Genomic DNA, 25227 nt, shown 5'->3' on the forward strand with positions numbered 1-25227 from the left:
CCGGCGATAACATCAGCAAATCATCCATCGTGGCACCTCCGCCAACAATGAATCAGCCGCTCACCATCAATTCAACCGGATTAATAGGTCCTGACCCTAGCTTCCGGATGGCACGCGTCGCGCTAGGACGGACTTCGTCGGCAATCGCAAATGAACCCGCAAGCTTTCCGTCTTTCGAAAGCCACGTGGCGGCTTCACTCGGAACGTTGGCCACGCTTGCGGAGACCCAATCCTTCCTTCCTAGCCTGTAAAACGCTTCGCCAACGCGCCCTTCGATCCCGTACCCGGCAACTTCGCGGAACCCTTCGATAGCCACTCTTGCGACTGTCATCGCGGCCACCGCGCGCCCCACCGGGTGCCTGGAAAAGGAGGCGAGTGCTGCGGCGGCCACAACATCTTGCGGAGCTACCGTGTGCCGTTCGACGCGGGCGGCGCCCGTCGTGAGCGTGCCCGTCTTGTCGAAGACCACGGTGTCGGTCTCGGCAAGGCGCTCTAGCGCGCTGCCATCCTTGAGGGTGACGCCGAGATCGAACAGCCGGCGCGCCGCCACGACCTGGACCATCGGCACGGCAAGGCCGAGCGCGCACGGGCAGGTGATGATGAGGACGGAAATCGCAATCGTAACCGATCGATGCCAGTCGCCTGTAAGCAGGATCCAGGCGGCGCAAGTCGCAAGCGCCAGCAGATGGATGACAGGGGAATAGAGCGCGGCCGCGCGGTCGGCGATGCGGCGATAGCGGGCGCGGCCGTGCTCAGCCGCCTCCATCAGCCTGACCACGTCGGCGAGGAAGGAATCCCGTGCACGCCGCTCGGCACGGACAGTGAGCGCGCCATCAAGACTTAGCGCTCCCGAAAGAACGGCGCTGCCCGGCTGCGCGCGTTCGGGCTTGAACTCACCGCTCACCGCCGAAACGTCGAGGCTGCCCGCGCCCATGACAACCGTCCCGTCCACCGGAATGCGTTCTCCGGGGGCTACCAATATCATGTCGCCCGGCTCGATTTCTGTCAGGTCGCGGAACTCGCGGCTTCCGTCCGCCCCAACCACCGCCGCACCCCTCGGCATCAAGCGGGCAAGACCGGTGACGGCGTTCCGCGCCTTCCGCCTCATCGCATGGTCAAGCCTGCGCCCGACAAGCAAAAAGAAGATCAACGACGTTACCGCATCGAAATAGGCGTGAGGTCCTCCGACAGACGTGTCGTAGAGGCTCAAGCCCAGAGCCAGCAGGATTCCGACTGAGATGGGAAAGTCCATGCTGGCGGTGCGCTTCATCGCCAAATTCCACGCCGAAACGAAGAATATCCGTCCGGAATAGGCGACGGTGGGGACGGCCAGCAGCGCCGAGATCAAGTGAAATACATCGAGTTCCCTGATCTGCGCCAGACCAGACGGACACCGACAGCAACATGATGTTCATGGCGGCGAATCCCGCCACGGCTGTGGCCCGCAGCAGCCGCGACAACTCGGCATCGCATGCGCCGTCTTCCGTCTCCGTGAGGCAGGCATCGTATCCGACAGCCTTCAGGGCGTCGAGCATCGGAGGGACACGACCTTCATTCCTCCACTTCACGGCGACACGTCGGGACGTGAGATTCACTCGTGCCGCGATGATTCCGTCGAGACTTTGCAGCGCGCCTTCGATCGCAGCTATGCAGGCAGCGCAATGCGCTTGCGGTACCGAAAACTGGGTCTGGAAAGCGCCATCCCCCATGTCGCGCCGCACGCGTCCACAGAAGCAGGAGCAAACACAGTAGTAGGCCCGTGAAGAAGACCTGTGCGCCGCCGGTGGGGCGCACCAGGAGCATCGAGGCGAGGCCGATGGCGCGTCCTTCCTCTATTGCCCGGCTCTTTTCATACAGGCCTAGCGCCAAAAAGGGGACCACGATCATGAACCCGGCAAGCGCCGGAAACAGAATGTAGTCACGACCGAATCCGACAAGCGTCCAAACGAAGGCGTCGGACAGGAGAAAGACGACAATCCCATAGGCCAGGCTCGACGCGGGCCGGATCCAGAAATCCCGCCAGCCCGCAGAGAGCCAGCGGAGTCCCTCGAAAAGCGGCAGTCCCCGGTCGAGGCGCCGGTCGCGCGTTTCGCCAATGCCCGAGGTCTCGCTGAGCAGCCAATACGACTTGTCGGTCTCGCTCATCTCACTCCTCCTCTCCTGTCGAGACAGACGCCGGCGCTGCTTCGCGGGTTGATTTCGCTCGTTTTCGCCGTGTTCGACATGTGCGAGTCGCCACGCCGTCCGCCGTCGAATTGCGTCCCCGCGACAATCTGCCCTTGTGCCTTCACCCGTCTGGACAAAAACGGGCTTCACGCATAAACCGAAGGCCAATTGCCGGAGGAATTCGCTAGCCTGTTCGCCATGCGCTGTCGGGTTGGCGTGAAAGAGCGGGGAACAAGCCTCGGCCACCGGCACGGAAGAGGCGAAAGGATCAGGCACCCGTGAGCGCAACCGACATCCAGGATCCCAACCGTCGTGATTTTCTCTACGTCGCCACGGGCATGGCCGCGGTGGTCGGCGCGGGTGCCGTCGCTTGGCCGTTCATCGACCAGATGCGCCCGGATGCCTCGACGCTGGCCCTGGCCTCGGTAGAGGTCGACGTCTCCTCGCTGACTCCGGGAACGTCGCTTGTCGTGAAATGGCGCGGCAAGCCGGTGGTGGTGCGCAATCGCACCGAACAAGAGATGAAGGACGGCGAGGCGGTCAATCTGGCCGAGCTCAAGGATCCGCTCGCTCGCAACGCCAATCTGCCGGCCGATGCGCCGGCGACCGACGCCAACCGCACCATGCCGGGCAAGGAGGCCTGGATGGTGATGGTCCAGGTCTGCACCCATCTCGGCTGCATTCCGCTCGGCCAGGAAGGCGAGTTCGGCGGCTGGTTCTGCCCATGCCACGGTTCGACATACGATACCGCCGGCCGCGTCCGCGGCGGACCGGCGCCGGAGAACATGTCGGTGCCGGTATTCCAGTTCATTTCCGACACCAAGATCCGTATCGGCTGAGGCGAGGGGACATTTCGATGAGCGAGGGACACTCGACCTATACGCCCAAGACCGGTATCGGACGCTGGGTCGACGCCCGCATGCCGCTGCCGCGGCTGGTCTATGACAGCTTCGTCGCCTATCCGGTGCCGCGCAACCTCAATTATGCGTGGACCTTCGGCGGTATCCTGGCGCTCATGCTGGGGGCGCAGATGCTGACCGGCATCGTGCTGGCCATGCACTACGCGGCGGACAGCAGTCTCGCCTTCGATTCGGTCGAGAAGATCATGCGCGACGTGAATTCGGGCTGGCTGTTGCGCTATCTGCATTCGAACGGCGCGTCGTTCTTCTTCGTCGCCGTCTACATCCACATCTTCCGCGGCCTCTATTACGGCTCCTACAAGGCGCCGCGCGAGCTTCTGTGGATCCTCGGCTGCATCATCTATCTCCTGATGATGGCGACAGGCTTCATGGGCTATGTGCTGCCCTGGGGACAGATGTCGTTCTGGGGCGCGACCGTCATCACCGGCTTCTTCACCGCCATCCCGCTGGTCGGCGAATGGATCCAGCAGCTTCTGCTCGGCGGCTTCGCCGTCGACAACCCGACGCTGAACCGCTTCTTTTCACTGCACTATCTGCTGCCGTTCATGATCGCCGGCGTCGTCGTGCTGCATATATGGGCGCTGCATGTGGTCGGCCAGTCGAACCCGACCGGCATCGAGGTCAAATCGAAGACCGATACCGTCGCCTTCACCCCTTACGCGACCATCAAGGACGCGTTCGGGATGCTGGTGTTCCTGTTCATCTTCGCCTATTTCGTCTTCTACCTGCCGAACTTTCTCGGCCATCCGGACAACTACGTCGTCGCCGACCCGCTGAAGACGCCGGCCCACATCGTGCCGGAATGGTACTTCCTGCCGTTCTACGCGATCCTGCGCGCCATCACCTTCAATATCGGGCCGATCAACTCCAAGCTCGGTGGCGTGCTCGCGATGTTCGGCTCCATCGCCATGCTGTTCCTGGTGCCGTGGCTCGACACCTCGAAAGTGCGCTCGGCGGTCTACCGGCCCTGGTACAAGCTGTTCTTCTGGCTGTTCGTGATTGATGCCGTCCTGCTTGGTTGGCTGGGCTCGCAGCCGGCCGAGGGCAGCTATGTCTTCATGGCGCAGATGGCGACATTGTTCTACTTCGCCTTCTTCCTGGTCGTGCTGCCGGTGCTGGGCTTGGTCGAGAAGCCGCGGCGATTGCCGAACTCGATCACCGAGGCAGTTCTCGAGAAGAACAAGGGTGGCGGTGGCGGGCATCCGGCTCGCGCGACAGCCGCGCCGGAAACCAAGGGCTGAGCATGACCCCGAAAAGTGGAGACCGGTTTTCGGACAAGATCATGCTCGAGACGACGACAGCGCGCCAGAGAATCTCAAGGGGATTTGGTATGAAGACGATTCTCACCTCGCTGGCGCTGCTCGGCCTTGTGCTGGCAGGCACTGCGGCCGCGACCACCGGGGCGATCGCCCAGGAGGAGGCGCACAGCGAAGCCGCGCCGACGCATTTCCCGATACACCAACCGAAGGAGATGGACTGGAGCTTCGCCGGGCCTTTCGGCACCTACGACAAGGCGCAGTTGCAGCGCGGGCTGAAGGTCTTCAAGGAAGTTTGCGCCACCTGCCATTCGATGAAATTGGTGGCGTTTCGCACGCTGGAAGATCTTGGCTATTCGGAAGCGCAGGTCAAGGCGCTGGCCGCCGAGTACACGATCAACGATGGTCCCAACGATGCCGGCGACATGTTCGAGCGTCCCGGCATACTGTCCGACCATTTCCCGGCGCCGTTCCCCAACGATCAGGCAGCAGCGGCCGCCAATGGCGGGGCTGCGCCGCCCGATATGTCGCTGCTGGCCAAGGCGCGCGGCGTCACGCGCGGTTTTCCGCGTTTCGTCTTCGACATCTTCACGCAATACGCCCAGGGCGGTCCCGACTACATCCACTCGCTGCTGACCGGCTATGACGAGCAGCCGCCGGCGGGCATGGAGATACCGGAAGGCACCCACTACAATCCGTACTTCATAGCCGGCGTCTCGCTGAAGATGCCCAACCCGCTTTCCGACGATCAGGTGACCTATGACGACGGCTCGCCGCAGACGGTCGACCAGTATTCCCGCGACGTGTCGGCCTTCCTGATGTGGGCAGCCGAGCCGCATCTGGAAGCCCGCAAGAAGACCGGCTTTCGCGTGCTGGTTTTCCTGTTGCTGTTCGGTGCGCTGGTCTATCTGACCAAGCGCAAGGTGTGGGCCGGCGTGGCGCACTGAGCTACGGAAAACCACGAAATCGAAAAGGGCGTCGAAGGGGCGCCCTTTTTGCATGTTCTGAGGACTGCCTCCGAAGACGCCTCCGAAGGTAGCCGGCTCCAGTCCTTTGCCGGACAATTTTCTTCCAGGCGCCACATCGCGGTAGCCGTCGCCGGCCGCGCCGGGTTACGATCGGCCAAAATTCCCTTTCATGTCTTCAAGTCGGACGAACGCCCGGAGAGCCGCCCCATGAAACCTTCGCTCGAAGACACGCTGCTTGCCGCGATCCGCACCATTCCAGACTATCCGAAGCCGGGCATCCTGTTTCGCGACATCACCACGCTGCTAAGCAATGCGCGCGCCTTCCGCCGTGCCATCGACGAGCTGGTGCATCCCTATGCCGGCCAGAAGGTCGACAAGATCGCCGGCATCGAGGCGCGCGGTTTCATCCTTGGCGGCGCCGTCGCCCACCAGCTCTCGGCCGGCTTCGTGCCGATCCGCAAGAAGGGCAAGCTGCCTTACGAGACGGTGCGCGTCGCCTACAGCCTCGAATACGGGCTGGACGAGATGGAGATGCACAGGGATGGCGTGTCTCCGGGTGAGAAGGTGATCCTCGTCGACGATTTGATCGCCACCGGCGGCACGGCAGAGGCAGCGGTCAAGCTGCTGCGGCAGATCGGCGCCGACATCCTCGCCGCCTGCTTCGTCATCGACCTGCCGGACCTCGGCGGTCGCGACAAGCTCGAGGCGCTCGGCGTGCCGGTCAGGACGCTGATCGGGTTCGAAGGGCATTGAGAGAGTGTTCTGCCTTCTCCCCTTGTGGGAGAAGGTGGCCTCGCGAAGCCGAGGTCGGATGAGGGGTGCTGCATAGAGGTCGGATGAGGGGTGCTGCATGGAGTGCCGCAGTGCCAAGCTGGAGCACCCCTCATCCGTCTCGGCGCGGCGCGCCGCTCCACCTTCTCCCACAAGGGGAGAAGGAAGAAACTATTCCACCTTCACCAGCACGGCGCTTTCGAACTCGATGACCTTGTCGCCGGTCGAATCGAAAGCTTCCGAGCGCAGTGTCAGCACTCGCCAGCCCGGCCGCGATGCGATGGGGCGGTGGGCAAGCGCGGTGCGGGTGAAGGTCACGGTTTCTCCGGCATAGACGGGTTTTAGCCATTTGAGGTTCTTGAAGCCGGGCGATGGCCCGAATTCGGGGGCGGGCCCACCGCCGGCCCAGCTGATGCCTTCGGCCTCCACGCCGGTCTCGAGGTTCAGCTTCATCCAGGTTGCAGCTGTGTGCCAGCCGGAGGCGCACAGGCCGCCGAACACGCTGTTCTTCGCCGCCTCTTCGTCGAGATGGAATATCTGCGGATCGTATTTCCTGGCGAACGCCTTAATCGCCTCGGGCTCGAATCTATGCGACCCGAGGGTGACGGTGACGCCGATGCAGAAGAACTCGTCCAATGTCATGAGCGGCCCTGTGCGGCATCACGGGCGAGGAACATGACCGTGTTCTCGAGTTCGAAGACGCCTTCGCCACGCTGGTTGAAAAGCTCGCTGCGCAAAGTGACGAGGCCGAGCTGGGGCTTGGACCTGGACAGACGTTTGGCAAGGACGGTGGTGCTGCCGCTCAAGATGTCGCCGGCCAGCACCGGCCTCTTCCACCGGACCTGGTCGACCCCGGGGGCGCCTTGCGAGGTCGAGTCCAGCAGGAAGGCGTCGCACAGCATGCGCATGAACATCGCGCAGGTGTGCCAGCCGGAGGCCGCCAGCCCGCCAAGGATGCTGGCCCTGCCCGCCGCCTCGTCGAGATGCATCGGCTGCGCATCGAACTCTTGCGCGAATTCGACGATCTCGGCCGCACTCACCAGCTTCGTGCCGAGGTCGAGCGAGGCGCCCTCGACGAAATCCTCATAGGCCCAGGTCTTTTCATAGGCCCCAGTCTTTTCATGGGCCGAGGTCTTTGCGTTCTTTCCGGTCATGGTCTGGAATCCGGTTCAAGATTGTACGATCGCCACGGATCGTGGTTTCCCGGATGCAGGCGGGGCGGTCAAGTCATTTCTGGTGCGCCAGGCCATCACGCCCAACCCAATAGAAGCTCCGAAGCCTCTAAAGCCAGCCGCGGCGGCGGAAATACCAGAAGGGCAGGATCGCCGAGAGGATCATCAAGCCGATGGCGAAAGGATAGCCGAAGTTCCAGGTCAGTTCAGGCATGACGTTGAAATTCATGCCGTAGATCGAGGCGACCAGCGTCGGCGGCAGGAAGATGACCGCGGCGACGGAGAAGATCTTGATGATGGCGTTCTGCTCGATCGAGATCATGCCGAGCGTCGCGTCGAGCAGGAAGTTGATCTTCTGCGACAGGAAGGTGGCGTGGTCGGCGAGCGACAGCACATCGCGCGACAAGGTCTTGATGCGCGCGCGGATGTCCTTGCTCATCTTGGTCTGGGTCGAGGCGTGGGTGAGGAAGCCGGCGAGCCGCTGCAGCGAGATCAGGCTGTCGCGGATCGAGGAGGCGATGTCCTCCTTGCGGCCGATGGCTTTCAGCAATTCCTGGAAATCGCGATTGCGCTTCGACGCCTTGGTCGAGCTTGGCTGGAAGATGTCGCGCGAGATCGCCTCGATGTCGCGGCCGGCACGCTCCAGAATGTCGGCGAGGCGGTCGACGATCGCCTCCAGCAGACCGATCAGGATGGTGTCGCCGCTGGTGCAGCCGGTCGCCACCTTCTCGGCACGCTGCGGAAAGGTCTTGAAGGCCTTCGGTTCGTGGTAGCGCACGGTGATCAGCCTGTTGCCGGCCAGCACGAAGGTGACCGGCGACATCAGGGGATCGTCGGCCTCGGTCTGGGCCGGCAGAATGGCGGTCATGAAATAGGCGCCGTCCTCGACATAGAGGCGGCTCGAAATCTCGATCTCCTCCATCTCCTCGCGCGTCGGAATGGCAACGCCGAGCCACGCCTCGATGGCCGCTTCCTCTTCCTTTGTCGGGCTCACAAGATCGACCCAGACGACCTGGTCGCTGTTTGCCAGGAGATCGTCGGCAAGGCGCAGGCGATCATTGTCGACGACGAATGCCTTGATCATCGCCGGGTCTCCCTTGCTGAGGCCAAAAGGATGGGTTCGAGCGGACGCGTCGTTTCGAATTGCACGCGCTTTCGACGAAAGCAGGGCCGGTGCAGACGCCCCTTAGACCGGGCGTTGCGGGCAGTCAAGCCGCGCCGGAGGGAGCCGCGCAGCCTCTTCCTTCTCCCCTTGTGGGAGAAGGTGGCCTCGCGAAGCGAGGTCGGATAAGGGGTGTTCCAGCTTGGCACCAGAGAAGGAAGAAGGCGCCGTCGGTGACCTCAAGTATTGAACTTGAACAGCATGATGTCGCCGTCCTGGACGACATACTCCTTGCCTTCGTCGCGCGCCTTGCCGGCTTCCTTGGCCGCCACTTCGCCGCCCAGCGTGACGAAGTCGTTGTAGGCGATGGTCTGGGCGCGGATGAAGCCGCGCTCGAAATCGGTGTGGATGACGCCTGCCGCCTGCGGCGCCTTGGCGCCCTTGTGCACGGTCCAGGCGCGCGTCTCCTTCGGCCCGACGGTGAAATAGGTGATGAGCTGCAGCAGCTCGTAGCCGGCGCGGATGACCTTGTTCAGGCCGGGCTCGTCGAGCCCCAGGGTCGCCAAAAATTCCATTTCCTCTTCATCGCTAAGCTGCGCGACCTCGGCCTCGATCGCCGCTGAAATCACCACGGTGCGGGCGCCCTGCGCGGCAGCCATCTGTCCGACCGCTGTGGTGTGTGCGTTGCCGGTGGCAGCATCGGCCTCGGCGACATTGCAGACATAGAGCACGGGGTGCGATGTCAGCAGGTTCAGCCCCTGCAGGATGCGCAGATCCTCCGCGGAGATATTTTTGAGCAGGATGCGGGCCGGCTTGCCGGCCTGCAGGAGTTCAAGGGCGGCTTCCATCATCGGAAGCACGGTCAGCGCCTCCTTGTCCTTGCCGGAAGCGCGCTTGCGGAACTGCACGATGCGGCGCTCGAGGCTGTCGAGATCGGCGAGCATCAGTTCGGTCTCGACGGTTTCGGCGTCGGCGACGGGATCGATGCGGCCCTCGACATGGGTGATGTCGTCATCCTCGAAGCAGCGCAGCACATGGACGATGGCGTCGACCTCGCGGATATTGGCCAGGAACTGGTTGCCCAGCCCTTCGCCTTTCGAGGCGCCACGCACCAGGCCGGCGATGTCGACGAACGAGATGCGGGTCGGGATGATCTCCTTCGACTTGCCGATCGCGGCGATTTTTTGCAGGCGCGGGTCGGGCACCGCCACTTCGCCGGTGTTCGGTTCGATGGTGCAGAACGGATAGTTGGCGGCCTGCGCCGCCGCCGTTCTGGTCAGCGCGTTGAAAAGCGTCGACTTGCCGACGTTGGGCAAACCAACGATGCCGCATTTGAAACCCATTTTTATCCGGTCCTATCGGGAAATCGTAATTTGTTGAGGGCTATGGGCGAAAGGGGTGACGAACGTCAAGCCCTGCAGCCCCGATCCGTGGCCAGGCTCAATCCTTGCCGCCAAACAGCTTCTTCAGCATGGCGGCCATCGGGCCGGTTTCGGGCAGCTTGGCTGCCGGCTGCTGCGGCCGCGCCTGGCGAACGTGGCTTTGTGCTTTCGGCGCCTTGGGTGGCGGGCGGTCGTCGTCGCCCGTCGGCGTGAGCTTGTCGCGCAAGGCCAGCGTCACGCGATTCATGAAGGAATTGTCGTCGCCCTTGGCAAGCAGTCCGGCATCGTCGGCGATGGTGTCGAGCAGCACGTCCAGCCACTCGCGGTCGCTTTTGGCGAAATCGCCAAGCACATGGCCATGCACCATTTCCTTGACGCCGGGGTGGCTGACGCCAATGCGCACACGGCGGAAATCCTTGCCGACATGCTGCTCGAGCGAGCGGATACCGTTGTGGCCACCGGAACCGCCGCCGACCTTGACCCGCACCTTGCCGGCGGCAAGGTCGATCTCGTCATAAAAGACGGTCAGCGCCGCAGCGTCGAGCTTGTAAAAGCGCAGGGCCTCGCCGACCGACTGGCCGGACAGGTTCATGAAGGTCTGCGGCTTGATCAGGATGATTTTCTCGCCGGCAAGCGTGCCTTCGGTGACCAGGCCCTGGAACTTTTTCGACCAGGGCGAAAAGGAATGGCGGCGGGCGATTGCGTCCGCCGCCATGAAGCCGACATTGTGCCGGTTGTCAGCGTATTTCGCGCCCGGATTGCCGAGGCCTGCAAACAGCAGCATCGTCACCTCCGGGCGGAAAGGATTACTTCTCTTCGTCGGCAGGAGCCGCTTCGGGTTCAGCCGCTTCGACCGTCTCTTCAGCCTCCGGCTTCATCGCCGCGGAGCCGGCTATGGTCGCGACGGTGAAGTCGCGGTCGGAGATCACCGGCTTGACGCCGGCCGGTAGCTTGACCGCCGAGATGTGGATCGAATCGCCGATATCGGTGCCGGTGAGATCGACGGTGATGAATTCCGGGATCGCATTGGCCGGGCAGTGGAACTCGACCTCGTGACGCACGATGTTGAGCACGCCGCCGCGCTTGATGCCGGGCGACTTGTCCTCGTTGATGAAGTGGACCGGCACGTCGACATTGACTTCGGTGTCCTTGCCGATGCGCAGGAAGTCGACATGGACCGGAAAATCCTTGACCGGGTCGAGCTGGTAGTCCTTCGGCAGGACCTGGATCTTCTTGCCGTCGACATCGATCGTGGCGATCGTGGTCAGGAACCCGCCGCCATGGATCTTGTAGTAGATGTCCTTGTAGGTCAGCGCAATCGCCAGGGGAGGCTGCTTGTCGCCGTAGATTACTGCAGGCACTTTACCGTTGCGGCGAACTGCACGGGCGGACCCCTTACCGACCTGTTCGCGCGCTTCGGCCTTGAGCTCGTAAGAAGCTTGGCTCATGGCATTTCCTTTCGCGTTGTTCTGGAGCGTTCGCGGCCGGCGAGATGCCTGGGCCGTAAACGTCGAAAGCCGTCATGGCCTTACATGATCTGGTCCAAAATCTATTTGGGATCACGTGAGGCCGGACAGCCTTCCGCCGCGTTGCCTCCAAGGGTGTCTACGCGGGTGGCGGCTCTATAGCGGAAGGTGGGGCGGGGTGCAAGCCAAAGGCGGGTGGCCAATGCGGGTGGGCAGTGTCTCGCTTTTGAATTTCGTGCTTGCTCCCGCATTTGCAAAATATTGGGGTTGCGTCCTGAAAGCCGACCGCAATCGACCGGTATCAGATCGGGAACAGGTGTGCGGAAAACAACGCAGCGGCATACAGCCCGACCCCGAAGGACAGATGAGTCATGAGGCCGCGCAGACGCGCGGTGCTCGGATTGGGCGTTTTCGAGGCTGCAATTCCGGCTCCAAAGGCTGGCTGCATTATGAAAAACGGGGCAACGACAGTGGACATGCCGACAACAAGGGCGGGAAGCAATGTCGGGTCTCGTGCCCAGTCGAGGCCCCATACTGCCATCAGCAATGCAGCAAAGACGATGCCGATCGCGTAATGCGCGACCCAGCCAACAGGCGTTTCGCCGCGAATTCGGGGCGCCTGCGCGATATTCGCATGTGCGAAACGTCCTCGCGGAAAGTGGCCGATCCAGCGGCCGACCCAGGCATAATCAAGCGGCGGAATCGCCAACGTTCGTTTCAGAAACAATCCCCAAAGATCCATCACCGCCGTCGCCCCCGTTCCGATCGCGGCTGCGCGGACAACGAACTCCAACTGCTCGTTCATTTCCATGCTCCTGTCTGGTCCATGCTCCTGTCTTGGGCGTCCGACACTAGCCGGTTGAAATAAGACATTCAATGTATTGATTGATCGTTTGATTGATTGTACCATGCAATCGATCAATATGAAAAACGCAGATGTCCATCATCCGATCTTTGACGAGATAGCCGATCTCGCCCGCACGCTGGGGCATGCACACCGGCTGGTTCTTCTGCGCCACATTGCCGACGGCGAACTGGCCGTGGAGCAGCTGACGCAACTTTCCGGGATCGCCTTGGCCAACACGTCGCAGCATCTTCAACAGCTCAAGCGGGCCGGCTTGGTGCAGACCCGGCGAGACGGGAAACGCGTGCTTTATCGTCTGGCCGATGGTCCGATCGAAAACGTGCTTGGGGCCCTGCGCAGCCTTGCGAACCACAGGCGCGAGCAAATCCGCGAGCTTATCGATGACACAATGAGCCGGCCGGACAGGCTGGAGAACATCTCGCGCGAGGAACTGGTGCGCCGCATACGGGACGACGAAATCGTGCTGCTCGACGTCCGGCCGCAAGAGGAATACGCGGCCGCGCATTTGCCGGGTGCGATCAACATTCCCGCGGGTGAGCTGGAAGAACGACTTGCGGAGCTTCCACGAGAGAAGGTCATCGTCGCCTATTGTCGTGGTGTCCAGTGCGTTCTCTCTGCCGACGCGCTGGCAATCCTGAGGGCGCGAGGCTGGGCATCACGTCGGTTCGAAGGTGGCTTTCCCGAGTGGCTGGCCTCAGACCTTGATGTCGACGGCATGAACTACGAAAGCGGCTGACAGAGCCGAAGCCCGCGTCGCCGGGGCAAGCCAACTCAAGGTTCACCCGATAGTGGTTCCAGCTTCGAGCTTCCTCGCCTCCTTCATGTTCGGCAAAAAAACCGTCAGCAGCCCAAGCAGCGGCAAATACGAGCAGACCTGAAAGACGAAGTCGATGCCTTTCATATCGGCGACGACGCCGAGCACGGCGGCGGCGATGCCGCCCATGCCAAAGGCGAAGCCGAAGAAGATGCCGGCGATCATGCCGACGCGGCCGGGCACCAGTTCCTGGGCGAAGACGACGATGTTCGAGAAGGCCGAGGACAGGATCAGGCCGATCAGCACGGTCAGGATCATCGTCCATTCGAAATTGGCGTAGGGCAGGGCCAGCGTAAACGGCAGCACGCCGACGATCGAGAACCAGATCATCGGCTTCTGTCCGTAGCGGTCGCCGAACGGGCCGCCGAGCAGGATGCCCAGCGCCGAGGCGCCGAGGAACAGGAACAGCATGACCTGCGACATCTGCACCGAAACGCCGAATTTATCGATGGCGTAGAAGGTGTAGTAACTGGCGAGGCTGGCAACGTAGGCGTTCTTGGTCAGCACCAGCAGGGTCAGCACCGCCAGCGCGCTCATCACCTTGCGGCGTGGGAAGGGTGAGACGAAGCCTGCCGCCTTGCGGTTGGCGAGCGAGGCGCGCAGCCGGCTGTACCAGCCGCCGACCCGCCACAGCACGACGATGCCGATCAGCGAGCCGGCGGCGAACCACGCTATGCTGGTCTGGCCGAACGGCACGACGATGAAGGCGGCGAGCAGCGGCCCGATGGCCTGGCCGAGATTGCCGCCGACCTGGAACAGCGATTGCGCCAGGCCGAACCTGCCGCCCGAGGCGAAGCGGGCGATGCGCGAGGATTCCGGGTGGAAGATCGCCGAGCCGATGCCGATCAGCGACGCGCCGATCAGCAGCAGCCAATAGTGTCCGGCATAGGCCAGCACGATCAGGCCGATCAGCGAGGACGCCATGCCATAGGGCAGCGAATAGGGCATCGGCCGCTTGTCGGTGACCATGCCGATAAGCGGCTGCAGCAATGACGCCGTCACCTGGAAGGTGAAGGTCAAAAGACCGATCTGCCAGAAATCGAGATGGTAATTGTCCTTCAGCAGCGGATAGATGGCCGACAGCAGCGACTGCATGATGTCGTTGACACAATGGCAGAAGCTCACCGCAAGGATGACGGTGAAGGCCGTCGCTTGCGCCGAAGTATGGCTGGCCGTCGCCGGCGTGGCGGCGGAGGTGGCTGTCGTATCAGTCAACGCAGGCTCCATGGTCTTTTCGGCGGACGCTCCCGCAGGCGGCCCTTATGGGCCCGCTGCCTTATAAGTTACTTGCCGGGCGACTTCTTTCGTGGTTTGGTCCAATAGTTTCGCGAGTGGGCCAATAGCCAATGCCGCATGGCAAAGAAATCTTCAAAGCGGGCGACACCGATCTCGGCCAGTTCACCGATCTCGGGCTGTTGCGCCGCTGGCAATGGCTGGAGCAGGCTGTCGGGCCGGCGGTGGCCCTGCCGACCGAATTTCCCGACGGCTACCACGTTCCGCAGCACCGTCACAGCCGCAGTCAATTGCTGCATGCGCTTGTCGGCGTCGTGCTGGTGACGACGCGGCATGGGCGCTGGATGGTGCCGCCCGATCATGCGATGTGGATACCTGCCGGCACCGAGCATTCCGTCGAGATGCTTGGCGACGTCAGCATGCGCTCGGTCTATGTGATGCCGGACGCCATCGCCGGGCTGCCGGATGGCTTGCGCGTCGTCGGCATCACCGATCTGATGCACAGCCTGATCGTGGAATCGGAAAAGCTGCCGCAGGGCGCCGAGTTGGAGGGGCGCGGCGGGCTAATCATGAGCCTCCTGCTGCATGAAATCCCGAACCTGCCGGAACGGCCGCTTGGCCTGCCTTTTCCTTCGGATCCGAGGCTTGCGGCACTGTGCCGGCGCTTCGTCGCAGCGCCCTCGCCGCACGCGACGATCGACGAATGGGCCGATATCGTCGGCATGAGCCGGCGTTCCTTCACCCGCGCCTTTCATCGCCAGACCGGATTGTCGTTGTCGACATGGCGCCAGCAGGCCTGCCTGTTCGCGGCCTTGCCGAGGCTGGCGGACGGCGAGCCGATCACAAGGGTGGCGCTCGATCTCGGCTATGACAGCGTGCCGGCCTTCATCACCATGTTCAAGCGCATGCTGGGGGCGTCGCCACGCGGCTATATGCGCGGCTCAAGGGACAACATCAGGGTGTCGAACGCTAGCGCATGACCCCGAACCTTTTCGGAGAGGATCATGCGCAAAATCAAGGTGCTACAGCGTCCTTGGCGCGTCTCTGGACGCGCGGCGTTGTATCGCGGGCAGATTTCAGTCGAACAGGCTCGACACCGACTCTTCGGTCGCCGTGCGCGAGATCGCCTCGCCCATCAGGTCGGCGATGGAGACGACGCGGATGTTGCTGGCGTCGAGCACCGCCTGGGTCGGCTGGATGGAATCGGTGATGACCAGTTCCTGCAGCTTCGAGGCGCCGATGCGTGCGATGGCGCCGCCGGACAGAACGCCATGGGTGGTGTAGGCGGTGACGCTGGTGGCGCCGGCGGCAAGCAGCGCATCGGCCGCATTGCACAAGGTACCGCCCGAATCGATGATGTCGTCGATCAGCAGGCAATCCTTGCCGCGCACGTCGCCGATGACGTTCATGACTTCCGATTCGCCAGGGCGCTCGCGACGCTTGTCGACGATGGCAAGCTGGGCGTCGATGCGCTTGGCGAGAGCGCGGGCGCGGACCACGCCGCCGACATCCGGCGACACGACCATGACATTGGCAAGCCGCTTGTATTTCGCCTTCACATCGCGGGCCATGACCGGCACCGAAAACAGATTGTCGGTCGGGATGTCGAAAAAGCCCTGGATCTGGCCCGCGTGGAGATCCAGCGTCAAGACGCGATCGACCCCGGCCCGCGTGATCATGTTGGCGACCAGCTTGGCCGAGATCGGCGTGCGGCCCGAGGCGCGGCGGTCTTGCCTTGCATAGCCGAAATAGGGAATGACCGCCGTGATGCGCTTGGCCGACGAGCGCATGAAGGCATCGATCATGATGAGCAGTTCCATCAGGTGATCGTTGGTCGGGAACGAGGTGGACTGCAGGATGAAGACATCCTCGCCACGCACATTCTCCTGGATCTCAACGAAGATTTCCTGATCGGCGAAGCGCCTGACGCTGGCTTTGCCCAGCGGGATGTTGAGATAGCGGGCGACCGCTTCGGCCAGCACCCTGTTGGAATTGCCCGCGAAAAGCTTCATGCACCGTTCCTGGTGAAGGATGGAGACTCTGGCAGACTCTCTTGAGCCCCTTAGTCGGGGCTTTTAGCGGCCCGTGCCGGTATTGCAAGCGTCGTGATCGGGAATCCGCCGGCTAATCTCAATAAACGTCGACGGCGAGGGAAGCCGGCAACATGTCAGCCCGCCGGTCAGCCCGCTTGGCCGCCAAGCCATGTGGCGAACTGGTCGATCGTCTGGTCGGCGATCGCCTGCATGGTTTCCGACGCGACCGCAGCCCACCCTTCGCCACCATTGACCGAGGCCGCCTTCTGCTGGCCGTTGATGCGATGCAGCCGGTTGCCTGCCGGGTCATAGACGTCCCAGACATAGATGACGGTGGTATCCTTGCCTTCCGACATCGTCGAGAAATAGCCTTTCAGCACGTGCGTCGGGGTCTGGCCGGCGCTGCCTGCCAAGGTGATGCCGCGCTGCTTGGCTCGCGTCTGAAGCGCCGCGGTCAGCGGTGTCGCGGCTTCCACCGAGGCGCCGACGATCGGCGCTACCTGCAGGCGGGTTCGTGCGATGACGGCGGCGCTCTTTGCGGGCGGCGCGGTCGTGGTTGCAGGCTGCGCAGGGGCGGAAGGCTGTGTTGCTGCGGGAGGCTGCGCGGTCGTCGCAGGTGCGGTGGGTGTTGCAGCCGTGCCGCTTCCGGCCGTTGGCACGGTCTGTGTCGACTGCGGGGCGATGGCCGAGGGTTCGAGAACGTCCTTCGCGTTGGTGCAGGCGGCCAGCGCCAGCGCCGCGAGCAATGACACGGTCGTCGCATGCGATCGCCTCATTTGCCTCAAAACTCCCTGGCGATGAACGCCTCTTGCATTCTTACCATTATGGATTCATTGCACAATCAAGTCGAGATCATGGCGGGACAGCGGCTTCGGCTGCGATTCAGTCGTCAGATAGGTGCGGCCAAGCGTCATTGCCGTCTCGGTTTCGGAGTCCATGATGATCATATGGGCGAACAGCGTCATGTTCGGCGCGATCGGTTCGGGATTGCCCTGATAGAACATCGGCATGTCCATCCATGATGGGGTGAAGCGGGCGCCGAGCGAATAGCCGCAGGCGTTGAGCCGGTGCTTGGTCAAATTGTGGGTTTCGAGCGTGCGGGCATGCGCGTCGAACACGTCGCCGAAGGTATTTCCGGGCGTCATCGCCTTTTCGACCGCCAGAAGTGCGGCGCGCGCAGCATCGAACAGCTCCTGGTGACGTTTCGACACCTTGCCGGTCAGCACGGTGCGCATCATCGCCGCATGGTAATGGTGGAAGACGCCGGCCCATTCGAGCGTCAACTGGTCGTTCTTGCTCAGCTTGCGGCGGCCAGCCTTGTATCGGCAAAGCAGTGCGTCCACGCCAGAGCCGATGATGAACTCGTTGGCCGGATAGTCGCCGCCGCCGGCAAAGATCGCGCCCTGCATGGCGGCGAGGATCAAGGCTTCGTCGCCACCCTGCTTGATCAGCGGCAGGGCCGCGTCCAGAGCGTCGTCGGCGAGATTTGCGGCCTTTTCCACCTTGGCGATCTCGGCCGGGCTCTTGAACAGGCGCAGCCGGCTGATGATGCCGGACGCGTCGGCGATCTGGCCAAAGGTCTGCAATTGCTCGTCCAGGCGCCGGCCATTGTAGGCGGTCAGGCCGTGGGTGTCGTATTCGACGCCGATGCGGGCGCCGAGCAGGTCGAGGTCGTTGAGCAAATTGCGCAGGTCGATCGCCGGATTGGCGCCGTCGCGGTCGGTCCACAGCACGATGTTGTCGATGATCGAGGTGTGGCGCGCCTGGCGCAGATCGGCCGAGCGCGTGAGCAGGATCATCGAGCCGTCTGCCTTCACCACCAGGCACTGGAAGAAGCAGAAGCCGAACGTATCGTAGCCGGTCAGCCAGTACATGCTCTCCTGCGCAAACAAAAGGACGGCATCGAGCTTCTTCTCGGCGATCTCGATCATCAGCCGATCGCGCCGCGCGTCAAATTCCGACCGTTCGAAATGCAGCGCCATTATTCTGTCTCCAAAACGATTGCCGAAATCTGCCGCCCGTAATCCGGCTCCTTGCGATGGGTGCTGCGCCGGTAGGAATAGAACAGATCCTCCTCGGCGTAGGTGCAGCGGCCGAGCCCATCGGCGGTGACGCCGGCCCGGGTCAGCCGATCGACCGTATAGCGGTTGAGGTCGAACATTGCATGTTCCGGCTTCGCCGAGGGCGCGAAATAGCCGATATTGTTGGCATCTGCCTCGACGAAACGAGCGATGAATTCCGGGCCGACTTCATAGTTTTCCGGGCCGATGGACGGGCCGAGAACTGCAACGATGCGCTCGCGCCGGGCGCCGAGGCTTTCCATCGCCGCAATGGTGTTTTCCAGCACGCCTGACAAGGCGCCCTTCCAGCCGGCATGGGCTGCGCCGACGATTCGCGCCTCGGTATCGGCGAACAGCACCGGTCCGCAATCGGCCGTCGAGGCGCCCACCGCAATGCCCGGCCGGTCGGTGACGACGGCGTCGGCCTTCGGCCGCTCGCCGGAAAAAGGCTCCCTGGCGATGACGACGTCGGGCGAATGGATCTGGTGGGCGGTCAACAGATGGCTTGATGGCACGCCCATCCAGTCGGCGACGCGGCGGCGGTTCTCGGCGACCTGCGTCTGGTCGTCGCTCGAGCCGGTGCCGATGTTGAGGCCCTGATAGATGCCGCTGGAGACGCCGCCGACGCGGGTGAAATAGCCGTGGCGAATGCCTTGCGCCCGCGCTTTCTCCAGCAAGGGCGACCGAACGGGATCCGGTTTGGTCTGATTCAGCATGGCTGCGTTGTTGTCCGTGAGAGCGATTTCGTCAAGCGACAGTCGAAAGATGGCGACAGTCCAACGGCGACAGTCGGAAGGCGGGAGAGTGGGAGAGGCGGCAGTGAAAAGTCAATCCGCCGTTGCAAAGGGCGGAACGGCGATGCCGGCAGGCAGGACAGCAAGCACCTTGAACAGGTCGCCCATGGCTTGCGGGCCGGCGAGGCGTTCGACCTCGCCCGCAATCTTTTCGCGCGCCGCCTCATTGGCATTGGCGCCGAGCTGGCCGGCGCGTTCGAGGAGCCCCATTTCCACCAGGAATTCGCCTTGCGTGGAGAGATGGGCATCGAGGCCATGCGCCCGCACAACCGCGGCAAGGGCGGCGAAATCGACATGGGCGGTGAGATCGGCTTCGCCCGGATTGGCCAGCACATCTTCGTGATCGTGCTTGCGCAAGGCCTGCAAGGTGTCGCCGATCCCTGGCTGGAGGTAGCCATAGTCGAGAAACAGGCCGGCGCCGCCGAGCCCGGCCAATCGCTCGGCGATGGTCGCCATCAGCGCGGCTCGGGCCGGCGCGACCTCGACGATCGCGCCCTGTGGGGCGTTTTCGGCATCGTCCGGCAACAGCGTTGGATCGACCGATCCGGCGCCGGCGAAGATGTGCAATTGGTCGGCGCCGTCGAGGCCGATCATCCGTTCGCGCCAGCCTGTTCCGGCGCGGACGAACTGGCGGATCGGCACCGCGTCGAACAATTCGTTGCCGACGATGAAAAGCGGGGTTTGCGGCAAAGTGTCGATGCTTTCGTGCCAGCCGATCGCGGCAGGAGTGGCGGCAAGCGTTTGCCTCTGGACATCGGCCAGCCGCGGGCTGGTCTCGATCATGGCGAACGACGCACCGGCGGTCAGCGCCGGATCGAGCCGCGCAAGCGTGCGCAGCATGTCCTTCATCAGCGTGCCGCGGCCGGGGCCGATCTCGGCGATGGTGGCCGGCATCGGCCGGCCGGTCGCCAGCCAGGCTTCGTAGAGCCAGACGGCGATCAGCTCGCCGAACATCTGGCTGATCTCCGGTGCGGTGACGAAGTCGCCGGCAGCCCCGAACGGCTCGCGCGTCGTATAGTAGCCGTCCAGCGGATCGAACAGGCAAAGCGCCATGTAGTGGTTGACGGGGATCGGCCCCGCCGCACCGATCAGCTCGACGATGCGGGTTTTCAGCCGGGTCATACCGGCTGTGGCTGCGTTACCGCCCTAGGGCGACGTGCGTCCATTTGGAAAGTACGCCCTGGCACTTTGATTCTACGCATCGTGCTTTCCCAAAATCGATTCCGATTTTTGGCCCGAAGCGGTAGCGGTCGCCATCGCCCAGATGCCGGCCAGCAGCATCGGCAGCGACAGCACCATGCCCATCGTCAGCCAGTTGGTGCCGAGGAGGTAGCCGAGCTGCTGGTCGGGCTCGCGGAAGAATTCGACAAGGATGCGCGAGAGACCGTAACCGGCGATGAAGGCGCCGCCGACGAAGCGCGGCGTCTTCAGCTTGAGCCTGGAATGGGTGAAGAAGCGCAGGACCAGGAACAGCACCAGGCCTTCGAGCAGCGCCTCGTAGAGCTGGCTCGGATGGCGCGCAAAGGGCCCGCCATTGGGGAATTCGACAGCCCATGGCACGTCGGTCGGCCGGCCCCAGAGTTCGGAGTTGATGAAATTCGCCATGCGGACGAGGCCAAGGCCGACCGGCACGCCGGCCGCCACCACGTCGAACAGCGACCAGGTGCGGATGCCGCGCGACCAGGAAAACAGCGTCATGGCGAGAATGACGCCGAGCAGCCCGCCATGGAACGACATGCCGCCCTGCCAGACGGCAAGGATATCAAAGGGTCGATCGATGTAGCGTGGCAGGTCGTAAAACAGCACGTAGCCGACACGCCCGCCAAGCACCACGCCGATAGCCGCCCAGACGATGAAGTCGTCGAGATCCTCGGGCCGCATTGGCATGGTGCCGTCGGGCCAGAGCCTAGCATTGGTGACGAGCCGCTTGGCATACCACCAGGCGAAGAGAATTCCGACGATATAGCCGACGCCATACCAATGCACCGCCAGCGGCCCGATCTGGACGATGACCGGGTCGATATTGGGGAAGGGCAGGGCGGCCAGCGGCAGCATAAGATACTCGCTCAACAGGATCTCCCGGTTGCGATCACGTTCGGGCGCGGACCATGCGGCAGGGTTTTGGCCCGGTCAAGGCGACGCTGGCGCGGCAAATACGGCTTCGGGAAGCAGGCTGATCGTGCCGGTACTGCCGCCTCACAGCTTGGTCCCGGCCAATGCCCTGTATTTGGCCTCCAGGCGGTCAAGCACCTCTTCCGCAGGCTTCACCCGCCCTGCGTCGGCATCGCCAATGCCCTTGGCGAGCGCGGCGTCGCGTGCGGCAAGACGCTGGTCCAAATTCGCACTGAAAGCCATTGCAGTCCCCGTCGGAATGCTCTTCCTTGGATGGTACCAGCTATGGCTTGCGAGACTAGGTCAAATTGCATCGACTTGATGACGCAGCAGCCTCAACGTTCTTGCATTCCGCGTCGCGCGCCACTACGTCAAATCGAGCAAGCGAGGATTTGCCATGTCGACCGGACCGAACCGCATTCTCGATGAATTCGCCAAGCTGATGACCGACGCTGCGGGTGCCGCGCAAGGCGTGCGCCGCGAAGTGGAAACCGCCTTCAAGGGGCAGGCCGAGCGTGTTCTCAACTCGATGGACCTGGTGCAGCGCGAAGAATTCGAGGCCGCCCGCGACATGGCGGTAAAAGCCAGGGAAGAAAACACCCGTCTCGCTGCCCGCATCGAGACGCTTGAGGCAAAGCTCGCCGATCTGACCGGGCAGGCCGCGCCTGCGGCTGCGGCAAAGCCCAGACCAAAAAAATAACGTTAAACTTTTCCACAAAGCACAATCGCAAAAAGCGCTTTGTCGTGAATCGCTTACCGGCATTGCGTGAATCTTTGTGACAGCGGCTTTCCACATGCGAATGACGCAGTGCGAAAAATTGGGCTGGTCACGCGACTCCCGATCAATAGACTGAATTTGTTGCATGATTCGGAGCAGGGTCATGCGCCGGGCGGTGGGGTCCGGTCTGGGGTCTTTGTGCGTTGACGAAGTCCCGGCCGTCCGAGTTCTAGACAAAATTGTTCGTTGTGGGTGCCCCGCCGGCCGAGGCGAAGGAACGACAGGAAGCATTCATGGAACTTCTCGAACTCGAATTCTCGCGCGAAATCCATCCGGTGGATGTTATCGAGCAGGTGGCGCACAACAACGACTGGTCCTTCGAACGGGCCGGCGACGACGAGATTTCGATTTCGGTTGCCGGAAGCTGGACCGACTACCACGTCTCATTTTCCTGGATGGAGGATTTCGAGGCGCTGCATCTGGCCTGCGCTTTCGACATCAAGGTGCCGGAGGCGCGCGCGCTCGAAGTGATGCGGCTGCTTTCGCTGATCAACGAGCAGATGCTGTTCGGCCATTTCGACCTCTGGGAGCAGGAGGGCGCGATCATGTTCCGCCAGTCGCTGCTGCTCGCCGGCGGGGTCGAGCCGTCGAGCCAGCAGGTCGAGGTGCTGTTGTCGTCGGCGCTGGAAGCCTGCGAATGCTACTTCCAGGCGTTCCAGTTCGTCGTCTGGTCGGGAACCTCGGCCAAGGATGCGCTGGCCGGCGTCCTGTTCGAAACCTACGGAAACGCCTGAGCCAGGTCCTGACCCGCCATGAGTTCGAGCAGCCAGCGCAAGCCCGAGATCAGCTTCGCCGATTTCGACCGAGTCGACATTCGCGCCGGCACGATCGTCGAGGCCGAGCCGTTTCCGGAGGCGCGCAAGCCGTCGATCAAGCTGAAGATCGATTTCGGCGCTGACATCGGGGTCAAGAAATCGTCGGCGCAGATCACCAAATACTATGCGCCCGAGACGCTGATCGGCCGGCAGGTGTTCGCGGTGGTCAATTTTCCGCCGCGGCAGATCGGCCCCTTCATGTCGGAAGTGCTGACGCTTGGCTTTCCCGACGAGGAGGGCGCGGTCGTCCTCGGTGCGATCGAACGCAGGGTGCCTGACGGCGGCCGACTGTTCTAGCTTCGTCACCGAAGCCGACGCGCAGACTTTCCGTGGCCGTTCCTGGTTTTGATCTCAAACGCATCGAGCGCGCCATTCTGACGCGAGCTCCACCGATCTCCCACGAAAAATGGTTGCGCTCTGGACAGTTATAGGTGCGAGCAATTGTTTGGACTCGACCATCGGCACGAGGATGAAGCGCGTGGTTTCCCCAAAGTCGTGATCACCAGAACCTCGGCGACAACATCGATTGAGCTTTCGTTGTGGGCGGCCATATGATCGTTTTTCAGTCGAAGAGCCCTTGAGAGATTAGATGGTTTGGACCACCCCAAACGGATTAGTCGACAGTCCAACGGCCCAGGCGTATTGTTTTGACGCGGCATCTGTCGGGCTGTGCCGCCAATTCTCGGGAGGATACGATGGTTCGACTGCTGACTGCGATTTTCGCTGTGCTTTCCCTTTGCCTCTTTTCGTGGTCGTCCGCCAACGCTGACCCCGTCGACGATCAGGTGAAAGCCGCTTACGTGGCCTGGGACGCTGCTTTCAACAAGCAGACGCAAAGGCGGTTGCGGCGTTCTACACCGACGACGCGATCTTCTTACCCGCCACCCATGACGTCATCAAGGCACCGGACGGGGTCGAGAAATTCTTTGGCGGCCTCTTCGGCATGGGAGTGACAGGCCACAAGCTCGAACTGATCGAAGCAGGAGGTGACGGCAACCTGCTGTTTGGCACGGCGAAATGGTCGGCCAAGGGTAAAGACGCCAATGGTGCGGATCAGCCGTGGGCCGGGGTGGCAACCCACGTCTTCGAAAAGCAGGCAGATGGCAGCTTGAAACTTCGGCTGCACACCTTCAACTGATCAACGGCGTTCTCTGCTTCCGACGGTCCGCTACCGGGTCGCTGCCCCAGCTAGCGCAGTCACGACCAGACGGACGCCAAGAGCTGCACCCTAGCTCGCGCAAGAAATTGAGATCGATCAGCGCCTCCGCTGCCTGTTCTCGGCAAAAGCGTTCCGGATGAACCTGTGGAGCAAGTGCGGCCCGCCGCCGCCTCAACCCGACAAGTTCTTCACCGAAACGGGCCGCTCGCAGGTCACGAAATGGATCCTCGGGTCTGCGCGCCGGCGTTGCCGCCGCTTCGCCCGTGGATGGCGAAAGGTGGTGTCAGTTTTCGCTGGCTGCCCAGCGCCTCTCCAGCCGTTTCCAGGAACATCTCCGCGCAGGCCTTCCAGCTGTAGCGCATGGCCCGTTGGCGCGCCTCTTCGCGGTCGACATCGAGCGCGGCGAGCGCGGCCTCACGCAAATCGTTCGACACCGCTCCGCCGACGCCGTCGCCGACAATGTCGATCGGCCCGGTCACCGGATAGGCTGCGACCGGCGTGCCGCTGGCCAGCGCCTCGATGATGACATTGCCGAACGTGTCGGTGCGGCTGGGAAAAATGAAGACATCGGCCGAGGCATAGATTTCGGCCAGTTCGTCGTTCGGGCGGTGGCCAAGGAAATGGGCATCGTTGTATCTGGCCTTGAGTCTGGCCAACTCCGGTCCCTCGCCGACGACCACCTTACTGCCGGGCAAATCCAGGTCGAGGAAGGCGGCCAGGTTCTTTTCGATCGCGACGCGGCCGACGCAGAGGAAGATCGGTCGCTTGAGCCCCATATCCTTTTTCTTGTCCGGCCGGAAATGGTCGGTATCGACGCCGCGCGTCCATGGCCTTAGCTTGGTGAAGCCGCGCGCCGCCAGATCGTCCGCCAGCGACTGGGTGGCGACCAGCGTGCCTTGTCCGGAATTGTGGAAATCGCGAAGCCAGCGATAGGCCCAGGCTTCCGGTATTGGCAGCCGCGCGCTCAGATATTCCGGAAAGCGCGTGTGATAGCTTGTGGTGAACGGCCGGCCGGCCTTGCGGCAATAGCGCCGCGCCATGATGCCGAGCGGGCCCTCGGTGACGATATGGATATGATCGGCATTGCGCGCTTCGATCAGGCGCGCCACGCGGCCTGGCGTCGTCAGCGCCAGCCGGATGTCCGGGTAGGTCGGCAGCGGCAAGGTGCGAAAGATATTCGGGGTCAGGAAGTCCGTCTCGACGTCGAAGGATTTCAGGGTTTCTGAAAGCCGTTCCAGCGTATGGACAACGCCGTTGACTTGCGGGCGCCAGGCGTCGGTGACCATCAGGATGCGCATAGCAGGCCTTTGCTTGAAAGGTCGTCGGTTTCCTTGATGCGGGGCCGCAAGGCCGAATCAATC

At 62.8% G+C, this 25227-nt stretch carries 28 protein-coding genes and 1 pseudogene; 10 read left to right on the forward strand and 19 right to left on the reverse strand.

The window, feature by feature from the left end:
• Positions 1-52 precede the first annotated feature (52 nt).
• From AC0L3D_RS17785 to AC0L3D_RS17795, 3 genes are read right to left on the reverse strand one after another with little or no spacing between them, the layout of a single operon-like run.
• Entirely contained in the window at positions 53-1108 is a 1056-nt protein-coding gene (locus AC0L3D_RS17785; protein ID WP_473645215.1) for an HAD-IC family P-type ATPase, read from the reverse strand.
• A 7-nt stretch (positions 1109-1115) separates the two neighbouring features.
• Entirely contained in the window at positions 1116-1649 is a 534-nt protein-coding gene (locus tag AC0L3D_RS17790; RefSeq protein ID WP_473645309.1) for a hypothetical protein, read from the reverse strand.
• Positions 1552-2145, reverse strand: coding sequence for a DUF2189 domain-containing protein (locus AC0L3D_RS17795; RefSeq protein ID WP_473645217.1), 594 nt, complete (start codon positions 2143-2145; stop codon positions 1552-1554). The genes AC0L3D_RS17790 and AC0L3D_RS17795 overlap by 98 nt, the downstream gene beginning before the upstream one ends.
• 299 nt (positions 2146-2444) lie before the next feature.
• On the opposite strand from AC0L3D_RS17795, the gene petA reads away from it, so the two are divergent.
• The 4 genes from petA to AC0L3D_RS17815 all read left to right on the forward strand — a co-directional run bounded on the left by petA (position 2445) and on the right by AC0L3D_RS17815 (position 6063).
• Entirely contained in the window at positions 2445-3005 is a 561-nt protein-coding gene (gene petA, locus AC0L3D_RS17800; protein ID WP_027151039.1) for a ubiquinol-cytochrome c reductase iron-sulfur subunit, read from the forward strand.
• A 17-nt stretch (positions 3006-3022) separates the two neighbouring features.
• Positions 3023-4327, forward strand: coding sequence for a cytochrome b (locus AC0L3D_RS17805; RefSeq protein ID WP_287064209.1), 1305 nt, complete (start codon positions 3023-3025; stop codon positions 4325-4327).
• An 89-nt stretch (positions 4328-4416) separates the two neighbouring features.
• Positions 4417-5289: a cytochrome c1 gene (locus tag AC0L3D_RS17810; RefSeq protein WP_473645219.1), complete on the forward strand. Its 873-nt coding sequence runs from the start codon at positions 4417-4419 to the stop codon at positions 5287-5289.
• Positions 5290-5517: 228 nt separating this feature from the next.
• The gene (locus tag AC0L3D_RS17815; protein ID WP_091598429.1) at positions 5518-6063 is read left to right on the forward strand and encodes an adenine phosphoribosyltransferase; all 546 of its coding nucleotides are present in this window, start codon (positions 5518-5520) and stop codon (positions 6061-6063) included.
• 189 nt (positions 6064-6252) lie between these two features.
• Here the strand turns inward: AC0L3D_RS17815 and AC0L3D_RS17820 are convergent, their stop codons facing one another.
• From AC0L3D_RS17820 to AC0L3D_RS17850, 7 genes are all read right to left on the reverse strand, one after another.
• Positions 6253-6723: a MaoC family dehydratase gene (locus tag AC0L3D_RS17820; RefSeq protein ID WP_023799902.1), complete on the reverse strand. Its 471-nt coding sequence runs from the start codon at positions 6721-6723 to the stop codon at positions 6253-6255.
• Positions 6720-7235, reverse strand: a complete 516-nt coding sequence (locus AC0L3D_RS17825; RefSeq protein ID WP_287230760.1) for a MaoC family dehydratase — start codon at positions 7233-7235, stop codon at positions 6720-6722. The genes AC0L3D_RS17820 and AC0L3D_RS17825 overlap by 4 nt, the downstream gene beginning before the upstream one ends.
• A gap of 127 nt (positions 7236-7362) precedes the next feature.
• Positions 7363-8337 (reverse strand): magnesium/cobalt transporter CorA, encoded by a 975-nt coding sequence (gene corA, locus AC0L3D_RS17830; RefSeq protein WP_287260237.1) that lies wholly within the window; start codon positions 8335-8337, stop codon positions 7363-7365.
• Between the two features lie 257 nt (positions 8338-8594).
• A complete protein-coding gene (ychF, locus tag AC0L3D_RS17835; protein WP_473645221.1) occupies positions 8595-9698 on the reverse strand; it encodes a redox-regulated ATPase YchF in 1104 nt (367 codons plus the stop codon).
• Positions 9699-9795: 97 nt separating this feature from the next.
• The gene (gene pth / locus AC0L3D_RS17840) at positions 9796-10521 is read right to left on the reverse strand and encodes an aminoacyl-tRNA hydrolase (protein WP_473645223.1); all 726 of its coding nucleotides are present in this window, start codon (positions 10519-10521) and stop codon (positions 9796-9798) included.
• A gap of 22 nt (positions 10522-10543) precedes the next feature.
• A complete protein-coding gene (locus AC0L3D_RS17845) occupies positions 10544-11185 on the reverse strand; it encodes a 50S ribosomal protein L25/general stress protein Ctc (protein WP_023799895.1) in 642 nt (213 codons plus the stop codon).
• A 319-nt stretch (positions 11186-11504) separates the two neighbouring features.
• The gene (locus tag AC0L3D_RS17850) at positions 11505-12008 is read right to left on the reverse strand and encodes a DUF2938 domain-containing protein (protein ID WP_473645225.1); all 504 of its coding nucleotides are present in this window, start codon (positions 12006-12008) and stop codon (positions 11505-11507) included.
• A 76-nt stretch (positions 12009-12084) separates the two neighbouring features.
• Between AC0L3D_RS17850 and AC0L3D_RS17855 the strand changes: the two genes are divergently transcribed.
• A complete protein-coding gene (locus tag AC0L3D_RS17855) occupies positions 12085-12804 on the forward strand; it encodes an ArsR/SmtB family transcription factor (protein WP_473532585.1) in 720 nt (239 codons plus the stop codon).
• Between the two features lie 42 nt (positions 12805-12846).
• Here AC0L3D_RS17855 and AC0L3D_RS17860 read toward each other — a convergent pair whose 3' ends face one another.
• On the reverse strand, positions 12847-14109 hold the full coding sequence (locus AC0L3D_RS17860) for an MFS transporter (RefSeq protein WP_473645226.1): 1263 nt from the start codon (positions 14107-14109) through the stop codon (positions 12847-12849).
• 119 nt (positions 14110-14228) lie between these two features.
• On the opposite strand from AC0L3D_RS17860, the gene AC0L3D_RS17865 reads away from it, so the two are divergent.
• On the forward strand, positions 14229-15095 hold the full coding sequence (locus AC0L3D_RS17865; protein WP_287230749.1) for an AraC family transcriptional regulator: 867 nt from the start codon (positions 14229-14231) through the stop codon (positions 15093-15095).
• Between the two features lie 96 nt (positions 15096-15191).
• Here AC0L3D_RS17865 and AC0L3D_RS17870 read toward each other — a convergent pair whose 3' ends face one another.
• From AC0L3D_RS17870 to AC0L3D_RS17900, 7 genes are all read right to left on the reverse strand, one after another.
• A complete protein-coding gene (locus AC0L3D_RS17870; RefSeq protein ID WP_023799890.1) occupies positions 15192-16127 on the reverse strand; it encodes a ribose-phosphate pyrophosphokinase in 936 nt (311 codons plus the stop codon).
• 167 nt (positions 16128-16294) lie between these two features.
• Entirely contained in the window at positions 16295-16924 is a 630-nt protein-coding gene (locus AC0L3D_RS17875; RefSeq protein ID WP_473645228.1) for a hypothetical protein, read from the reverse strand.
• 54 nt (positions 16925-16978) lie between these two features.
• Positions 16979-18130: a M24 family metallopeptidase gene (locus AC0L3D_RS17880; protein WP_023799888.1), complete on the reverse strand. Its 1152-nt coding sequence runs from the start codon at positions 18128-18130 to the stop codon at positions 16979-16981.
• Positions 18130-18924 (reverse strand): peptidoglycan editing factor PgeF, encoded by a 795-nt coding sequence (pgeF, locus tag AC0L3D_RS17885; RefSeq protein WP_473645230.1) that lies wholly within the window; start codon positions 18922-18924, stop codon positions 18130-18132. Before pgeF ends, AC0L3D_RS17880 begins: the two co-directional genes overlap by 1 nt.
• Before the next feature lie 111 nt (positions 18925-19035).
• Positions 19036-20124, reverse strand: a complete 1089-nt coding sequence (locus AC0L3D_RS17890) for a class I SAM-dependent methyltransferase (RefSeq protein WP_473645232.1) — start codon at positions 20122-20124, stop codon at positions 19036-19038.
• Between the two features lie 72 nt (positions 20125-20196).
• Positions 20197-21072 (reverse strand): prolipoprotein diacylglyceryl transferase, encoded by an 876-nt coding sequence (lgt, locus tag AC0L3D_RS17895; RefSeq protein ID WP_473645234.1) that lies wholly within the window; start codon positions 21070-21072, stop codon positions 20197-20199.
• A 126-nt stretch (positions 21073-21198) separates the two neighbouring features.
• The gene (locus AC0L3D_RS17900) at positions 21199-21357 is read right to left on the reverse strand and encodes a hypothetical protein (RefSeq protein WP_473645236.1); all 159 of its coding nucleotides are present in this window, start codon (positions 21355-21357) and stop codon (positions 21199-21201) included.
• Positions 21358-21511: 154 nt separating this feature from the next.
• Here AC0L3D_RS17900 and AC0L3D_RS17905 point away from each other — a divergent pair, with 154 nt between their 5' ends.
• From AC0L3D_RS17905 to AC0L3D_RS17920, 4 genes and pseudogenes are all read left to right on the forward strand, one after another.
• On the forward strand, positions 21512-21814 hold the full coding sequence (locus tag AC0L3D_RS17905; RefSeq protein WP_027151060.1) for an accessory factor UbiK family protein: 303 nt from the start codon (positions 21512-21514) through the stop codon (positions 21812-21814).
• A 311-nt stretch (positions 21815-22125) separates the two neighbouring features.
• Positions 22126-22626 (forward strand): type III secretion system chaperone family protein, encoded by a 501-nt coding sequence (locus tag AC0L3D_RS17910; protein WP_006202532.1) that lies wholly within the window; start codon positions 22126-22128, stop codon positions 22624-22626.
• An 18-nt stretch (positions 22627-22644) separates the two neighbouring features.
• On the forward strand, positions 22645-23004 hold the full coding sequence (locus tag AC0L3D_RS17915) for a tRNA-binding protein (RefSeq protein ID WP_027151061.1): 360 nt from the start codon (positions 22645-22647) through the stop codon (positions 23002-23004).
• A gap of 398 nt (positions 23005-23402) precedes the next feature.
• Positions 23403-23845, forward strand: a pseudogene (locus AC0L3D_RS17920) (YybH family protein).
• Positions 23846-24078: 233 nt separating this feature from the next.
• Here AC0L3D_RS17920 and AC0L3D_RS17925 read toward each other — a convergent pair.
• On the reverse strand, positions 24079-25164 hold the full coding sequence (locus tag AC0L3D_RS17925) for a glycosyltransferase family 4 protein (RefSeq protein WP_473645238.1): 1086 nt from the start codon (positions 25162-25164) through the stop codon (positions 24079-24081).
• Positions 25165-25227 lie beyond the last annotated feature (63 nt).

The organism is Mesorhizobium sp. WSM4837, from assembly GCF_055811435.1.

Bases quoted from the DNA above. Each gene is read 5' to 3' on its own strand.
- AC0L3D_RS17785 (WP_473645215.1), bottom strand. From the start codon at position 1,108: ATGAGGCGGAAGGCGCGGAACGCCGTCACCGGTCTTGCCCGCTTGATG.
- AC0L3D_RS17795 (WP_473645217.1), bottom strand. From the start codon at position 2,145: ATGAGCGAGACCGACAAGTCGTATTGGCTGCTCAGCGAGACCTCGGGC.
- AC0L3D_RS17805 (WP_287064209.1), top strand. From the start codon at position 3,023: ATGAGCGAGGGACACTCGACCTATACGCCCAAGACCGGTATCGGACGC.
- AC0L3D_RS17810 (WP_473645219.1), top strand. From the start codon at position 4,417: ATGAAGACGATTCTCACCTCGCTGGCGCTGCTCGGCCTTGTGCTGGCA.
- AC0L3D_RS17815 (WP_091598429.1), top strand. From the start codon at position 5,518: ATGAAACCTTCGCTCGAAGACACGCTGCTTGCCGCGATCCGCACCATT.
- AC0L3D_RS17820 (WP_023799902.1), bottom strand. From the start codon at position 6,723: ATGACATTGGACGAGTTCTTCTGCATCGGCGTCACCGTCACCCTCGGG.
- AC0L3D_RS17825 (WP_287230760.1), bottom strand. From the start codon at position 7,235: ATGACCGGAAAGAACGCAAAGACCTCGGCCCATGAAAAGACTGGGGCC.
- corA (WP_287260237.1), bottom strand. From the start codon at position 8,337: ATGATCAAGGCATTCGTCGTCGACAATGATCGCCTGCGCCTTGCCGAC.
- ychF (WP_473645221.1), bottom strand. From the start codon at position 9,698: ATGGGTTTCAAATGCGGCATCGTTGGTTTGCCCAACGTCGGCAAGTCG.
- pth (WP_473645223.1), bottom strand. From the start codon at position 10,521: ATGCTGCTGTTTGCAGGCCTCGGCAATCCGGGCGCGAAATACGCTGAC.
- AC0L3D_RS17845 (WP_023799895.1), bottom strand. From the start codon at position 11,185: ATGAGCCAAGCTTCTTACGAGCTCAAGGCCGAAGCGCGCGAACAGGTC.
- AC0L3D_RS17850 (WP_473645225.1), bottom strand. From the start codon at position 12,008: ATGAACGAGCAGTTGGAGTTCGTTGTCCGCGCAGCCGCGATCGGAACG.
- AC0L3D_RS17860 (WP_473645226.1), bottom strand. From the start codon at position 14,109: ATGGAGCCTGCGTTGACTGATACGACAGCCACCTCCGCCGCCACGCCG.
- AC0L3D_RS17865 (WP_287230749.1), top strand. From the start codon at position 14,229: ATGCCGCATGGCAAAGAAATCTTCAAAGCGGGCGACACCGATCTCGGC.
- AC0L3D_RS17870 (WP_023799890.1), bottom strand. From the start codon at position 16,127: ATGAAGCTTTTCGCGGGCAATTCCAACAGGGTGCTGGCCGAAGCGGTC.
- AC0L3D_RS17875 (WP_473645228.1), bottom strand. From the start codon at position 16,924: ATGAGGCGATCGCATGCGACGACCGTGTCATTGCTCGCGGCGCTGGCG.
- AC0L3D_RS17880 (WP_023799888.1), bottom strand. From the start codon at position 18,130: ATGGCGCTGCATTTCGAACGGTCGGAATTTGACGCGCGGCGCGATCGG.
- pgeF (WP_473645230.1), bottom strand. From the start codon at position 18,924: ATGCTGAATCAGACCAAACCGGATCCCGTTCGGTCGCCCTTGCTGGAG.
- AC0L3D_RS17890 (WP_473645232.1), bottom strand. From the start codon at position 20,124: ATGACCCGGCTGAAAACCCGCATCGTCGAGCTGATCGGTGCGGCGGGG.
- AC0L3D_RS17900 (WP_473645236.1), bottom strand. From the start codon at position 21,357: ATGGCTTTCAGTGCGAATTTGGACCAGCGTCTTGCCGCACGCGACGCC.
- AC0L3D_RS17905 (WP_027151060.1), top strand. From the start codon at position 21,512: ATGTCGACCGGACCGAACCGCATTCTCGATGAATTCGCCAAGCTGATG.
- AC0L3D_RS17910 (WP_006202532.1), top strand. From the start codon at position 22,126: ATGGAACTTCTCGAACTCGAATTCTCGCGCGAAATCCATCCGGTGGAT.
- AC0L3D_RS17915 (WP_027151061.1), top strand. From the start codon at position 22,645: ATGAGTTCGAGCAGCCAGCGCAAGCCCGAGATCAGCTTCGCCGATTTC.
- AC0L3D_RS17925 (WP_473645238.1), bottom strand. From the start codon at position 25,164: ATGCGCATCCTGATGGTCACCGACGCCTGGCGCCCGCAAGTCAACGGC.